The organism is Pseudoalteromonas sp. A22 (genome assembly GCF_018141345.1).
Classification (GTDB): domain Bacteria; phylum Pseudomonadota; class Gammaproteobacteria; order Enterobacterales; family Alteromonadaceae; genus Pseudoalteromonas; species Pseudoalteromonas maricaloris.
Genome location: NZ_CP047238.1, coordinates 662868 through 677346 on the forward strand (window position 1 = coordinate 662868; position 14479 = coordinate 677346).

General features: G+C 40.3%; 13 protein-coding genes. All 13 read left to right on the top strand.

Annotated features, from left to right (window positions below; translation table 11 throughout):
- Positions 1-12: 12 nt before the first annotated feature.
- The 13 genes from GSF04_RS07750 (at position 13) to GSF04_RS07810 (ending at position 14479) form a co-directional block, all read left to right on the top strand.
- The gene (locus tag GSF04_RS07750; RefSeq protein ID WP_211859187.1) at positions 13-1095 is read left to right on the top strand and encodes a DegT/DnrJ/EryC1/StrS family aminotransferase; all 1083 of its coding nucleotides are present in this window, start codon (positions 13-15) and stop codon (positions 1093-1095) included.
- Positions 1096-1119: 24 nt separating this feature from the next.
- Complete coding sequence (locus GSF04_RS07755) at positions 1120-2049, top strand: glycosyltransferase family A protein (protein ID WP_052258250.1); 930 nt, start codon at positions 1120-1122, stop codon at positions 2047-2049.
- Between the two features lie 2 nt (positions 2050-2051).
- Positions 2052-3203, top strand: a complete 1152-nt coding sequence (locus tag GSF04_RS07760) for a hypothetical protein (protein ID WP_130126903.1) — start codon at positions 2052-2054, stop codon at positions 3201-3203.
- A gap of 52 nt (positions 3204-3255) precedes the next feature.
- Positions 3256-4422 carry a nucleotide sugar dehydrogenase gene (locus tag GSF04_RS07765; RefSeq protein WP_039494236.1) on the top strand — a complete coding sequence of 389 codons (1167 nt, stop codon included), beginning with the start codon at positions 3256-3258 and terminating at the stop codon, positions 4420-4422.
- A gap of 75 nt (positions 4423-4497) precedes the next feature.
- Entirely contained in the window at positions 4498-4977 is a 480-nt protein-coding gene (gene rfaH, locus GSF04_RS07770) for a transcription/translation regulatory transformer protein RfaH (protein WP_130126901.1), read from the top strand.
- Between the two features lie 994 nt (positions 4978-5971).
- Positions 5972-7087: a polysaccharide export protein gene (locus GSF04_RS07775; RefSeq protein ID WP_039494238.1), complete on the top strand. Its 1116-nt coding sequence runs from the start codon at positions 5972-5974 to the stop codon at positions 7085-7087.
- 11 nt (positions 7088-7098) lie between these two features.
- Positions 7099-7533 carry a low molecular weight protein-tyrosine-phosphatase gene (locus GSF04_RS07780; protein WP_039494239.1) on the top strand — a complete coding sequence of 145 codons (435 nt, stop codon included), beginning with the start codon at positions 7099-7101 and terminating at the stop codon, positions 7531-7533.
- A gap of 14 nt (positions 7534-7547) precedes the next feature.
- Positions 7548-9779: a polysaccharide biosynthesis tyrosine autokinase gene (locus GSF04_RS07785; RefSeq protein WP_211859188.1), complete on the top strand. Its 2232-nt coding sequence runs from the start codon at positions 7548-7550 to the stop codon at positions 9777-9779.
- 64 nt (positions 9780-9843) lie between these two features.
- The gene (cysD, locus tag GSF04_RS07790) at positions 9844-10758 is read left to right on the top strand and encodes a sulfate adenylyltransferase subunit CysD (protein WP_211859189.1); all 915 of its coding nucleotides are present in this window, start codon (positions 9844-9846) and stop codon (positions 10756-10758) included.
- 100 nt (positions 10759-10858) lie between these two features.
- Positions 10859-11206 (top strand): four helix bundle protein, encoded by a 348-nt coding sequence (locus GSF04_RS07795; RefSeq protein ID WP_095730100.1) that lies wholly within the window; start codon positions 10859-10861, stop codon positions 11204-11206.
- Positions 11207-11413: 207 nt separating this feature from the next.
- Entirely contained in the window at positions 11414-12847 is a 1434-nt protein-coding gene (cysN, locus tag GSF04_RS07800) for a sulfate adenylyltransferase subunit CysN (RefSeq protein WP_211859190.1), read from the top strand.
- Positions 12844-13773 carry a hypothetical protein gene (locus GSF04_RS07805; RefSeq protein ID WP_211859191.1) on the top strand — a complete coding sequence of 310 codons (930 nt, stop codon included), beginning with the start codon at positions 12844-12846 and terminating at the stop codon, positions 13771-13773. Before cysN ends, GSF04_RS07805 begins: the two co-directional genes overlap by 4 nt.
- The gene (locus GSF04_RS07810; RefSeq protein WP_211859192.1) at positions 13751-14479 is read left to right on the top strand and encodes a glycosyltransferase; all 729 of its coding nucleotides are present in this window, start codon (positions 13751-13753) and stop codon (positions 14477-14479) included. The genes GSF04_RS07805 and GSF04_RS07810 overlap by 23 nt, the downstream gene beginning before the upstream one ends.

Sequence of the window (14479 nt, forward strand, 5' to 3'; positions counted from 1 at the left end):
TGGAATGATGTAATGCAATTTATCGACTTAGCTGCACAGTATCAGCATTTAAAAACAAAAATAGATACACGGATCGCAGCGGTATTAGAACATGGTCAGTATATTATGGGGCCTGAAGTACAAGAGCTTGAAGCCGCATTGTCTGATTATGTAGGTGTAAAGCATACTATCACTTGTGCTAACGGTACTGACGCGCTGTCTTTAGCTCTGATGGCATTAGATGTGAAAGCTGGAGACGCCGTCTTTTGTCCAACTTTTACATTTTTCGCTTCCGCTGAGACTATCGCTTTTGCAGGAGCGACTCCCGTATTTGTCGATTCTGATGAAAAAACATTCAATATTTGTCCAATCGATCTTGAAAACCGAATTAAGCAGGTAATAGACGCTGGTGAATTGAAACCTAAAGTGATTATGGCTGTGGATTTATTCGGCTTACCTGCTGATTATCCAGCGATTAAAAAAATTGCGGATAAATATCAACTAAAGATTATTGAAGACGCAGCGCAAGGGTTTGGTGGTGAGATTGATGGTAAACGTGCAGGCTCTTTTGCCGACATAGCTACAACCAGCTTTTTCCCCGCTAAGCCATTAGGATGCTATGGTGATGGTGGGGCGCTATTTACCGATAACGATGAATATGCTGCATTATTACAATCACTACGAGTTCATGGTAAAGGTAAAGACAAATACGATAATGTTCGCATCGGCATGAATAGCCGATTAGATACAATTCAAGCCGCTATTTTATTGGAGAAGCTTGCAGCTTTTCCTACCGAATTGGAGAATCGTAACCGCGCCGCCAAGAACTATACCAATGAGCTACAGTCGCAGTTTGTTACGCCTTTTGTGCCTGAGGGATATTTAAGCTCATGGGCGCAATACACTATCCAAGTAGATAATCGTGAACAGGTAATGCAATCATATAAAGAACAAGGTATTCCGACCATGATTTACTATGGCACCTGTATGCATCAGCAAAGTGCTTTTGAGCATTTAGGTCATAAGGAAGGTGATTTTCCGATTGCTGAAAAACTGGCTAAGTCAGTACTGAGTCTGCCTATGCATGGATATTTATGCGCCGACAGTGCCGAATAATTTTGCTTGTGAGTGCTTAAAAGAATGAATATTTCTGTAGTTATTCCGCTTTTTAATAAAGCCGAATATATTGAACGAGCTGTTCATTCTGTACTATCTCAAAAACATCCAGCGAGTGAGATCATCGTCGTAGACGATGGCTCCACTGATGCTGGAGCGAGTGTAGTTGAAAAAATAAACAGTAGTAAGGTGAGATTATTACAACAGGCTAACAAAGGCGTTTCTGCTGCAAGAAATGTTGGTGTTCGTGCTGCTAACGCTGAGTTTGTCGCATTCTTGGATGCTGATGATGTTTGGCATGATGACTTTTTGTCTAATATTCAATCCCTTTATCAAACTTTTCCCGATGCACGTATTTTTTGTACTGGCTATGAGTTCAATACAGTGGAAGGGAAGCGAGCGGCCAAAAACCAACATTTGCTAGAAAATAGAGGGTTGCTGCAAGATTATTTTTTAGCGTGTTGTAATGCTGATTTACCAATAACCTCGTCATCTGTTTGCATTGCAAAAGAGAGCTTGCTAAAAGTCGGTGGGTTTAAAGAAGGATTAAGCCTTGGTGAAGATCAGGCCGTATGGGGTAGCGTTGCTTGTCAGTGGCCAATTGCTTACGATAAGTCAGTGTCTGTGATGTATGATTTAACGGCTTCTAGTGTTGGGCAGTCGCCGTCGGACTTTGAGCAGCCATCTCCACATATTTTTGAATTTCAGCGTTTGCTGGATGATGGTATTGTGCCTATTGAGCTTATTGGAAGTGTAAAATACCTACAACACCTTACCGTGATGAGCAGTGTGAAAAGTAATTTACTCATTGGTAATCGCATGAAAGCATTAAAGCTTCTGCTAACCCACCCTTTATTACAATGGGACAGGTATCGCGTAGCTGCTTTTTTCTTACTAATAATGCCAAAGAGCTGGATCGCTCGTAGCTATATGGCTTTAAAGCATCGGAGATAAGCATGGTTAGAAAGCAGTTTTTGTTTTTCTTTCTAACATTAGCAATCATGAGTATTGGTATTATTGGTCAATACCATGTGCTGCCAACTAATGCTATTTTCGAATTGCTGGTTTTATGCACTTTTTTGTTTGTTGCTAAGCGCATGTGCCCAAGCGCATGGCTCGTGTTCAGCTGTAGCCTGCTTTATTTGATTATTACGTTAGCCTTAGCTAAGATTCGCGGTATCCATCCTGTTGATTACTTTATTGCCTATAAAACTTTTTTTTATCTCGCTTTATTGCCATTTTTTTCCTCTAAAGTGTTATTCGAAGAAAAGCTACTGCGACGTTTTTGGTACATTCTTCTGCTACTATTTTTCATCAAATACGTTATATGGATTGGCCTTGGGCAGGAAGGTCGGCCAGGTATTTTTACCGAAAATAACTATGAAATCATGTTTGTACTGCTATTAGGGTGTGCAATATGGGGCTTTAATCGCTCTTTGTCATTATTTGACTGGATGGCATTAGGTGTGGTTACTTTTCTTTCAGGTTCTCGTTCTGGTGTGATCTGCTTTCTTGCAATGTTCACCATTTTCTATATTAAAGACTTTGGTTGGAAGACCATAATTAAGTTGCTTGTTGTTGCTATAATCGCTGCTGGTGTCGCTGCAACCTTTATTAGTCGTTTGTCGGGCGGTGATATTGAAGCAATCGATAGGGTGGTTTTTTTCCAAGGCTTTTTGAAAGCGATCTCAGGCTGGGGATGGCAGGAATATTTGATTGGTTCGCAAACACTTACAGCAATGCCCGAGAGTGTGTGTACAAGGTTGCAGTATTACCAATCACTATTTAGTGCAGGCAAGCCAGGCGTGTGTTACTCAGTTATATTACATACTTATCTCACTAGAGCGATATTTGACCATGGCTTTTTAGGATTGTTATTTATCTTTTTGGCAGTGAATCAGCTACTCAAATTGAGCGATGTTTCACCGCGAGCAAGACTTGCCTGCATTAGTATTTTATTTTTAAATGGAGCATCAGTCAGCTCGATGAATAGCGTATATGCTATTGTTGGACTGATTATTGTTATGACCGCGTTGTATCCTGAGCGGTTGAAATATTATGGTTCTTCAAGTGCAAAGTCAGCTAGAGAGCTAAATGCGTCCACTTAACTGTCATCTTCTTTACTTATAGTAAGCTGAGGGTTGAAAAGAGGCTAAAACTATGAAGATAACAGTTGTTGGTGCAGGTTATGTTGGGCTTTCCAACGCAATTCTTCTCGCGCAGCATAATCAAGTTACATTGCTAGATATAAACGAGTCCAAGGTGCGCTTGGTGAATGATAAGATTTCGCCTTTCTATGACCCTGAGATTTCAGAGTATCTGCTTTCGAAAGAGCTCGAATTAGTAGCCACAACATGTGCAAAGAGTGCTTTTGGTAACGCTGAGCTTGTTATAATCGCTACACCAACTGATTATGATCCAAAGACGAACTTTTTTAATACAAGTAGTGTAGAAAATGTAATAGGTAAATTGCTAACTATCAATTCTCAGGCGAAGATCGTAATAAAGTCTACAGTTCCTGTGGGTTTCACCCGTAAAGCTAGGGAGCAGTTTAACTATGAGAGTATTATATTTTCTCCTGAATTCTTAAGAGAAGGTAAAGCGCTCCACGATAATTTATATCCATCAAGGATCATAATTGGTGCTAAATCAGAACATGCACAAGTTATAGCTAACCTTTTTCAACAGGGGGCATTAAAAGCGGATATTGATGTGCTTTTTAGTGGGTCAACGGAAGCTGAAGCGATCAAGTTGTTCTCGAATACTTATTTGGCGATGCGTGTAGCCTACTTTAATGAGTTAGACAGCTATGCTGAATCTCATGGTTTAAATGCTAAGCAGATAATTGAGGGGGTGTGTTTAGACCCTCGAATCGGTAGTCATTACAACAATCCCTCATTTGGCTACGGTGGCTATTGTTTACCAAAAGACACGAAGCAGCTTTTAGCCAACTATAAAGACGTACCCAATAATATAATTCAAGCAATTGTTGATGCAAACACAACAAGAAAGGACTTTATTGCCGAGTCAATTTTGCAAAAAAAACCTAAGGTGGTGGGGATCTACCGATTAATAATGAAAGCGGGATCAGACAACTTTAGAGCTTCTTCTATTCAAGGTGTGATGAAAAGAATAAAAGCGAAGGGAGTCGAGGTAGTGGTTTATGAGCCAGTACTGAAAGAGACAACTTTCTTTAATTCTAGAGTAGAAAACAGCCTCGATGTATTCAAACGTAGCTGCGATGTAATCATCTCTAATCGTATGGTTGAGGAGTTACAAGACGTTACTGAAAAAGTCTACACAAGAGACCTTTTTGGCAGTGACTAGGCTAGACCTAATTGAGAATATACGTATAATAGTAGGCCTAATTCGTTAGGCTTATTTTATTAGGGAACGCAACGCATGGAATGCTGGTATTTGCTCTACTGTAAACCAAAACAAGAACACAGGGCACAGTCAAATCTTCAAAATCAAGGGATAGAGTCTTGCTTCCCAACTTTCGTAAAAAGAAAAACCTCTGGCTCAAAAGCGGTGAAGCAACCGCTGTTTCCACGATATTTATTTGTTAAGCTAGATCCACATTCTTCACACTTTTCTGCTGTAAAAAACACTCGCGGTGTTTCTGACTTTATTCGTTATGGTATCGATCTGCAAATGGTACCAGATGAACTCGTCGCTCAATTAATGAATAAAAATGAAATAGCGGACGAGCTCGATCTTCAAGAAGGCGACTTGGTTCAGTTAACAGACGGCTGTTACAAAGACATTCACGCCATATATCAACAACCTGATGGAGAACTTCGTAGCATTTTATTAATTAAACTGCTTAACCATTATGCACAAATCGTTGTTGATAACTGTACAATAAAAAAGGTACAATGAAAACTTCATCCTTTATTCTTATTTAATTGTTATAAAAAGGGTGTACTCTGGTTTGACTGTAAACTTCTTCACGTTGTTAGAAAAATTACATTCTCATAGCGGAACGTTGGTAATTTTGTAGCCGTAATTTAAAAGCTCAAACCATTTCGTAGCAGCGACTTTATGTCGCGACAAAATGGTTCTGGCGCGGATTTACGCCGCAAAAACATAAACACCTAAGGTCTACGTGGTAGGAGCGAGTTCACCTCGCGATCTTTTACTGTAACTAAAACCAGCATTTGGGAGCTACAACCTAAGGGCGGAAGCGTGCCTGAATGCCGTAGCAGCGACTTTATGTCGCGACAGAATAGTTCAGCAGTGGCTTTACGCCGCGAAGACATAAACACCTTGGGTCAATGTGGTAGGAGCGAGCTCACCTCGCGATCTTTCACTTAAACCGAAACCAGCATTTAGGAGCTGCAACCTAAGGGCGGAAGCGTGCCTGAATGCCGTAGCAGCGACTTTATGTCGCGACAGAATGGTTCAGACGGGCTTTACGCCGCGAAGACATAAACACCTTGGGTCAATATGGTAGGAGCGAGTTCACCTCGCGATCTTTTACTATAACTAAAACCAGCATTTAGGAGCTACAACCTAAGGGCGGAAGCGTGCCTGAATGCCGTAGCAGCGACTTTATGTCGCGACAGAATGGTTCAAACTCAGACGTAGCAGCTTTACGCCGCGACCAAGGACCAAAGATTAAATTGCAAATTAAGAAACAACAAAAACAACAATCTAAAAAATGAACTCAAACTTGATAAAGGCTTTTAACCACATCTCTAGGTAAAAACATAGAATATAGAGTGAGATCTTGCGCAAAACCTAGTACTCACTTGCGATTAACAATCGTGCATGCTTTAATTAGCCCACGAAATTTTTATTGTCCCTCTACTATTTAATAAAGGGCAATAAAAGTAATTAAAAGAAAAGATTACAACACTTTTGGGAAGAAACAATGGCGCTACGCTGTAAAACTATCATTGCTTCAGCCGTTCTGATGACAATGAGCGGCTGTACACTTGTTCCTGGTGGCCATTTTGAAGGAATCGGCTCTGGCGAACAAACCGCAAATCTAGAACGCGACTTAGAAAAAGTAAATATTCACATCATCGACTCTCAGTTAGTTCAAGAACACAAAATCAAACAAGCCAAAAAAATTGACCGTTCGTCACTTGCAGGTATCGATGTCTCAAACTATGAATATCGTTTAGGCGTTGGGGATGTCATTACAATTGGCGTTTGGGATCACCCTGAACTTACAATCCCGGCTGCGGTACAAAGAACAGCCGAGTTCGATGGCTTTCGTGTTCAATCTGATGGAACTGTTAACTTCGCTTATGCGCCGAAAGTTCCAGCAGCTGGGAGAACCATTAATGAGTTGCGTGATGAGCTTGTCAAAAGGCTAAGCCGTGTTATCGAAGAACCTCAAATAGATGTCAAAGTGGTTGGTTTTAGAAGTCAAAAAACATATGTAACCGGTGAAGTGACTAAGCCAGGTGTATACCCAATCACAGAAACGCCAGTCACGCTAATTGATGCAATAAACCAAGCCGGTGGTCTGACTGAAAGCGCAGATTGGGAAACCGTAACTTTTACTCGTGGTGAGAAAACAGAGGTTATTCAACTCGATGATTTCTATGCTGAGGGTGATATCTCACAAAACCGTTTGTTGCAACATGGCGATATCATTCATATCAGCCGCAACGACAAACGTAATGTTTATGTTTTAGGTGATGTAATTAAAGCAGGCAAAGTAGATGTAAACCGCTATGGCTTGAGTTTAGCTGAAGCACTTACGGATGTAGGTGGCTTTAATGAGCGTACAGCTGATGCTAATGGTGTTTTTGTACTGCGTAAACGCGACCTACAAAAAGACGGCGTGCTTGCAGATGTATACCAACTACACGCAAAAAATGTTGCCTCATTGGTACTTGCAGAACAGTTTGAGCTGCAACCCCAGGATATTGTGTACGTTACCAGTGCGCCACTTGCTCGCTGGAACAAAGTTATCAGCTTACTATTGCCTTCGCTATCTACTGTGGATGCAATTCAAGATATTGAAAATCAATAGTGTGATTGCTCATGTTTGATAGTGTATTAATGGTTTGCGCTGGCAATATTTGCCGCAGTCCAACCGCAGAATATGTATTAAAAAGCAAATTGGCGGGTAAGAATATTCAAGTGTCGTCGGCGGGCTTAACCGCGTTAGAAGGTAAATCAGCCGATGCAATGGCACAAGAGCTTACTAAGGCGCAAGGTATCAACATGAGTGAGCATCAAGGTCGCCAGCTCAGTGGTACGCTTGTTGCGCAAAACAGTCTCATTTTAGTAATGGAGCATAGGCATCTTGACGACTTATGCAGCCGTTACCCTCAAGCTCGCGGTAAAACCTTTTTACTCGGTAAATGGGTTGGCGATAAAGAAATCCCCGATCCTTACCGCCAATCTAAAGAAGCGTTTGAACACGTGTATGAGCTTATCGATAGCGCCTGCAGCGCTTGGCAACAGTATTTATAAGGAATTAAGAGTATATGAATGCTCAGCCAAATCTAATTTCTCCGCAAAAAACACAAAAAGACGACGAACAAGAAATAGATCTAATCGCATTATTTGGTGCGCTACTTGATGCCAAGTGGTTTATAACGAGCGTTACCGCTTTGTTTATGCTCTTAGGTGTTGCATACGCAATATTTAGTACGCCAATTTACCAAGCTACAGCTATGGTACAAGTCGAAGAAAAGGGAAGTTCCGTCCCTGGTTTTGATGACATGGCTAGCATGTTTGAGAGCACATCCGAAGCAGTGACTGAGATTGAGCTACTTAAATCAAGAAGCGTAGTAGGTGAAGCGGTTGACACACTACAATTAGATGTCGTCATAGAGCCTAAACTATTCCCTTTATTTGGTAACCGAGCTTTTCGTAACTTTGTAGCGCTAAGTGAAGGTGAAGTTGCTGAACCAAGTTTAGGGGCTGAGTCTTACGCTTGGGGTGGAGAAAAAGTCGAAATTCACCGATTCCGAGTCCCTAAAAGTGCCGAGGAATTGGAGTTTACTCTTAAAGCACAATCTCAAGAAGGCTTCTCGCTCTACGATGAAGATGGAGAAGAGGTGCTTTCTGGTAAAGTGGGACAAGAAGTAAAGTCAGGAGAATTTGAGCTAGTTATCAAAACTTTGGTTGCACGACCTGAAACTGAGTTTAGTATCGTAAAGCGTAATCGCCTGCAAACGATATTGGATCTGCAGAAAGAAATTTCTGCATCTGAAAAGGGCAAAGATTCAGGGATCATTAACCTCGCGCTGCAAGATAAAAGCCCTGAATATGCAGAAAAAGTGCTAGACAAAGTGGCAAGTATTTACGTGCGCCGTAATGTTGAGCGTAACAGTGCAGAAGCGCAACAATCACTAGAGTTTTTAGAAGTACAATTACCTGAGGTTAAGCGTAGCTTAGAGCGTGCTGAAAAGGCTTTTAACGATTACCAAATTCGTCAAGAATCCATTGATATTAGCCTAGAAACGCAAGGTGTTTTAGAGCAAATTGTAGCGCTAGAAACAAAACTACAAGAGCTAGAATTAAAGCGCTTAGAGCTTGGCCGTAAATTTAAACGTGAGCACCCCTCTTACCGTGGTGTTGTTGAGCAAATTGATACGGTCAAGCAACAAAGAAATGAATTAACTGGAGAGGTGCAAGGGCTACCTGAGACTCAGCGAGAGTTGCTACGTTTGAAACGTGATGTTGAAGTAAATAATGAAATCTACACTCTGCTACTAGGCAAAACTCAAGAGCTGGATATTGTTCGAGCCGGTACGGTAGGTAATGTTCGTATTGTTGACTATGCAGAGGTAAATACAACAGAACCTGTGAAGCCGCAAAAAGCTCTAATAGTGGTTGTTGCAACTTTACTAGGTGGTATGCTTGCTGTTGCCATTGTTTTGGTCCAAAAAGCGATGCACAAAGGGATAGAGGACCCTGCTGAAATAGAAGCATTAGGCTTGCCTGTTTATGCGAGTGTACCTTTCTCTGAGTATCAAGTTAAGCTAACTGGCTTTGCCAAGGCTCGACAAGGGAAGACTGCAAAAGCAAAATCAATTTTAGCTATCGATAACCCTGCGGATCTCTCTGTTGAAGCATTACGTAGCCTACGTACGAGTCTTCACTTTGCGATGCTAGAAGCTAAAAATAATGTAATCGCTATTTCTGGCCCAAGCCCAGGTGTAGGTAAGTCATTTATCACAGTTAACTTAGCAACAGTGCTTGCTCAAAGCGGCAAAAAAGTGCTGGTGATCGACGGTGATATGCGTAAGGGCTACTTACAAACACAGTTTGGTATGAAATGGGATAATGGTTTGAGTGATTACCTATCTGGACGTTTAAACCTGAGTGAAACTATCAAGAATACGCAACTTGTAGGTCTTGATGTGATGACTCGTGGCCAGATACCACCAAATCCGTCAGAGCTTTTAATGCACCAAAATTTTACCAAACTAGTAGAAGAAGTGAGTAGCGTATACGACTTGGTGATTATTGATACACCACCTATTTTAGCAGTAACAGACCCTGCAATAGTTAGCGCACATGCAGGTACTACGCTGTTGGTGACGAGGTTTGGCCAAAACCACGCAAAAGAGCTAGAGATAACGCGTAATCGTTTTGAACAAAATGGTATTGATGTAAAAGGCGTTGTGTTTAATGGTGTTGTTCGTAAGTCAATGAATGCCTATGGATATTACGGCTACTACAACTACGAATATAAGAGCGATAAATAAATTACTATAGGCTGCAGTCTCGAAGCCCGAGGTTTGCAGCTTAAAACTTATAAATGGAGTAACAATGGAAATCTCCCAAGCCCGTATGACTCACCTAAAACAACTAGAAGCTGAGTCAATTCATATTATTCGCGAAGTGGCTGCAGAATTCGATAATCCAGTAATGCTTTACTCTGTCGGTAAAGACTCTGCTGTAATGCTGCACTTAACCATGAAAGCATTCTACCCTGCTAAACCTCCATTCCCTTTAATGCATGTTGATACAACATGGAAGTTTAAAGAAATGATAGAGTTTCGCGATAAAATGGCCAAAAAGCTGGGTTTTGATTTGCTAGTACATATTAACCAAGAAGGTGTAAATACCGGTGTTGGACCATTTACTCACGGCAGTGCTAAGCATACGGATATCATGAAAACGCAAGGCTTAAAGCAAGCGCTAGATAAATACCAATTTGATGCCGCTTTTGGTGGTGCACGCCGTGACGAAGAAAAGTCACGTGCTAAAGAGCGTGTTTACTCATTCCGCGATAAAAACCATCGCTGGGATCCTAAAAATCAACGTCCAGAATTATGGAATACCTTTAACGGCAAAGTAAATAAAGGCGAAAGTATTCGTGTTTTCCCGCTGAGCAACTGGACCGAGCTTGATATTTGGCAATACATTTACCTAGAAAACATCGACATTGTACCACTTTACCTAGCGGCAGAGCGTCCAGTGGTTGAACGTGATGGTACTTTGATTATGGTTGATGATGAGCGTATGCCACTGAATGAGGGGGAAGTGCCAATGAAAAAAATGGTCCGCTTTAGAACCCTTGGTTGTTACCCTCTAACTGGTGCCGTTGAGTCTAACGCAACAACGCTGCCTGAAATTATCCAAGAAATGTTACTCACCAAAACCTCAGAGCGCCAAGGCCGTGTAATTGACCACGATTCATCAGGCTCAATGGAGAAAAAGAAAATGGAAGGGTATTTCTAGAGCGCATAGCAGTGCTTCGTGCCTCAAGCTATGAGCTGCGAGCGTAACTATATAGTTAGGAACTTTAAGTGAGTAGCAAAATTGATTTACAGGGATAGTGATGAAATACGAAAATTTAGAGGTATGGCAGCGTAGCTTTCGCCTAAGCATAGAAATTTATAAAAAATTTGAGCTGCTAAAAGATTTTGGCCTGAAAGATCAAATGTGTAGAGCTAGCGTTTCTATTCCTAGTAATATAGCGGAAGGCTTTGAAAGAGAGTCTGAAAAAGAAAAGGTTCGCTTCCTGATTATAGCAAAGGGGTCTTTAGGTGAATTAAAAACACAGTTAATGATTGCAACTGAAGTAGCTTATATTTCAAAAGAAGATAGCTTACCAATTATTGATGAGTGCGAATTAATTGGAAAAATGCTCGGTGGCTTAATTAGAACAATCAAGAATTGCTCGTAGCCCGTAGCCCGTAGCCCGCAGCTCGTAGCCCGTAGCCCGTAGCCCGTAGCCCGTAGCCCGTAGCCCGTAGCCCGTAGCCCGTAGCTCGTAGCCCGCAGCTCGTAGCTCGTAGCCCGTAGCCCGTAGCCCGCAGCTCGTAGCTCGTAGCCCGTAGCCCGTAGCTCGTAGCTCGTAGCTCGTAGCCCGCAGCTTAAGTAAGGACTTAAAATGACCGACCAAACCAAACCAAACCTTCTTGAAACAGATATCGAAGGTTACTTAAAACAACACGAAAACAAAGATCTACTGCGCTTTTTAACCTGTGGTAATGTTGATGACGGTAAATCAACATTAATCGGCCGTTTGTTACATGACTCAAAATTAATTTTTGAAGATCACATGGCGGCAATAAAAAATGACTCAAAAAAATTCAATACCACAGACGAAGAGTTCGATTTAGCATTACTGGTAGATGGCCTACAATCAGAGCGTGAGCAAGGTATTACCATTGATGTAGCTTACCGTTATTTTGCCACAGAAAAGCGTAAGTTTATTATTGCTGACTGCCCAGGGCACGAACAATACACACGCAATATGGCAACCGGTGCATCTAACTGCGACTTAGCCATCGTGATGATTGATGCCCGTAAAGGAGTACAAACACAAACTAAGCGCCACAGCTATATTGCATCACTACTTGGCTTAAAACATGTAATAGTAGCCATTAACAAAATGGATTTAGTTGATTACAGCCAAGATGTATACCGTAAAATTAAGGCGGACTACAAAGCCTTTGCTGAGCAATTAGATATTCCTGATGTGCGCTTTGTGCCAATCTCAGCGCTTAAAGGCGATAACGTGGTAGATAAAGGTAGCAACCTCGACTGGTACCCAGGTGCAACACTCATGCAGCTGCTTGATACAGTAACCATTAGCGATGACAAGAATTTAGATACCTTCCGCCTACCTGTACAGTATGTAAATCGCCCTAATTTAGACTTCCGCGGTTTTTGCGGCACCATTGCTAGCGGCATAATTAATGTTGGCGACCAAATTACAGCATTTCCATCGGGTAAAACATCGTCAGTAGAGCGTATTGTTACTGCCGATGGCGATTTATCAACGGCTTTTGCAGGCCAAGCAATTACATTAACTTTAAAAGACGAAATTGATATTTCGCGTGGTGATGTAATTGTACGATCAACTGCAGACCAAAAACAGCTACCAACAACAAGCTCAAACTTTGCAGCAACGATTGTGTGGATGGCCGATGCCGCAATGCAGCCAGGTAAAGAGTACGAGCTTAAAATTGGTACTAAAAACACCTTTGGTAAAATCAGCAATATTAATCACCGTATTGATGTAAACACCCTAGAGCAAATTGATGCCAGTGAGTTGCAATTAAACGAGATTGCAAACTGTACTATCGAAACATCAGCACCTGTGGTTATTGATCAATACAAACAAGTGGTAGGAACAGGCTCGTTTATTATTATTGATCGTTTAACTAATGTAACGGTTGGGGCGGGTATGATCACAAATACAACCGCCGAAACTCTAACTTTGATAAGAGAACCTCGTACTTATACTGAAGCTGAAGTTGCTTTAAATAAATATATTCGAGAGCATTATCCTGAGTGGGGGTGTAAAGGTGTATCATGAACAGAGAAAAAAATAAGATAACTATACATATAGGTTTTCATAAAACAGCAACAACGTCATATCAAAAGAGTATTTTCCCAAACCTTGAAAATGTAGAGTTTTTGGGGCGAAATTGGAAAGGAGTCTCTGAAAGTGCATCTTTATATCAAGAAATCTGTGAATATTGTTTTAATAGTAATAGGGATGAAAGAAATTACGAAAGAATAAATACTAAGTTAGCGGATTTACTCGAAACTAAGTCAATTCTTATTTCTGATGAATGGTTTTTAAGTGATTATTCAGGCTTTTATGGCGTGAAATCGTGTCCATGGCAGATGAAATTAAGGAAATTAGCTAAATTATTATCTAATTTTGAACATGAAGTTATAGTTTTTATTCGTTCGCCACTGGATTGCCTATTTTCACAGTATTGTGAGTTTAAGACTGTTGGGCTTCCTGATGCTTTAAAAAGTTTTAATAGGTATTTAAATTCCAATGATGCTAAAGCATATGATTATTGTGAATTAGACCGGTATTTAAATACAATATTTCAAAGTGTCAATTTTGTTACTTTCGAAACACTTATATCTTATCCTGTTTCAAAGTTATATTTGGAAAGAGAAGTGCTTAATGTAAAAATATTAAAAAGTGAATTAGAACATACAAACAACAAAGTCATAAACAATGATAAAGTTCAAGTCAAGGTGGTTAAAAAAGGTTTTTTTGCAAAGTTCTATGATAGTTATATCTCGCACAATTTAAGAAGGAAACTCAAAAAAATAAAAGTTCTAGGTGATATAAAGAACTATTTATATAGTAACAAATCATCAATAGTAACAGTGCCGTTAGACGAAAAAAAAATACCAGTAGAAATGGAGCGGATGTTTTCTAATGCTGAAACTTTTTACCAGGGGAGATTAGATTATGAAAGAAAGTTTGAAATTTAGTGTTGTTATTTCCGTTTATAATGATGTTGTTAATATTGAAGATGCCTTAAAATCTGTTTTTTCTCAAAGTTTTAAATCTTATGAATTGATTGTAATAGATGGTGGTTCGAATGATGGAACATTTGAATTATTGGATAAATATAAATCGAGATTTACATACTTCATAAGTGAGAAAGATTCTGGGATATCTGAGGCTTGGAATAAAGGCTTAGCAAAGGCTGAAGGCGATTTTGTGGTGATATTAAATAGTGATGATTATTGGCCACCCAATTACCTAGAGTCAATAAGCGCTCAGTTGCCAGTTAAAGAAAAAAGAAAAGCTTTGTTTTATGGGAACACTCAAATGGTAATGGGTGAGGAAAAAACAAAGTTAGTATGTAAAAAGTATATAGAACCATTCGTAGGTTTTTTGGGGTTTAGGTTTATGCACACAAGCTTGGTAGCTTCTAAAGAAGTGTATACTATGGTTGGTGAGTTTAATACATCTGTCAGAATTGCGATTGATACTGAATGGCTGATGAGAGCAAGGATGAAAAATATTAAGTTCTTAAAATTAAACCATACCAACTACATGAGAGAAGGTGGCGTATCTGACTTAAATCAAAATAAAGCTTTTTCTGAGTTTCTATATTTCGGAAAATCGATGGGCTTTCTAAAGTTACCAACTAAGTTTTATCTAAAAGTTAGGGATTTAATAGTAGGCTAA

Coding starts and splice junctions, on each gene's coding strand:
- GSF04_RS07810 (WP_211859192.1), top strand. CDS start 13,751: ATGAAAGAAAGTTTGAAATTTAGTGTTGTTATTTCCGTTTATAATGAT.
- GSF04_RS07780 (WP_039494239.1), top strand. CDS start 7,099: ATGTTTGATAGTGTATTAATGGTTTGCGCTGGCAATATTTGCCGCAGT.
- GSF04_RS07755 (WP_052258250.1), top strand. CDS start 1,120: ATGAATATTTCTGTAGTTATTCCGCTTTTTAATAAAGCCGAATATATT.
- GSF04_RS07760 (WP_130126903.1), top strand. CDS start 2,052: ATGGTTAGAAAGCAGTTTTTGTTTTTCTTTCTAACATTAGCAATCATG.
- rfaH (WP_130126901.1), top strand. CDS start 4,498: ATGGAATGCTGGTATTTGCTCTACTGTAAACCAAAACAAGAACACAGG.
- GSF04_RS07775 (WP_039494238.1), top strand. CDS start 5,972: ATGGCGCTACGCTGTAAAACTATCATTGCTTCAGCCGTTCTGATGACA.
- GSF04_RS07795 (WP_095730100.1), top strand. CDS start 10,859: ATGAAATACGAAAATTTAGAGGTATGGCAGCGTAGCTTTCGCCTAAGC.
- cysN (WP_211859190.1), top strand. CDS start 11,414: ATGACCGACCAAACCAAACCAAACCTTCTTGAAACAGATATCGAAGGT.
- GSF04_RS07750 (WP_211859187.1), top strand. CDS start 13: ATGCAATTTATCGACTTAGCTGCACAGTATCAGCATTTAAAAACAAAA.
- GSF04_RS07805 (WP_211859191.1), top strand. CDS start 12,844: ATGAACAGAGAAAAAAATAAGATAACTATACATATAGGTTTTCATAAA.
- cysD (WP_211859189.1), top strand. CDS start 9,844: ATGGAAATCTCCCAAGCCCGTATGACTCACCTAAAACAACTAGAAGCT.
- GSF04_RS07785 (WP_211859188.1), top strand. CDS start 7,548: ATGAATGCTCAGCCAAATCTAATTTCTCCGCAAAAAACACAAAAAGAC.
- GSF04_RS07765 (WP_039494236.1), top strand. CDS start 3,256: ATGAAGATAACAGTTGTTGGTGCAGGTTATGTTGGGCTTTCCAACGCA.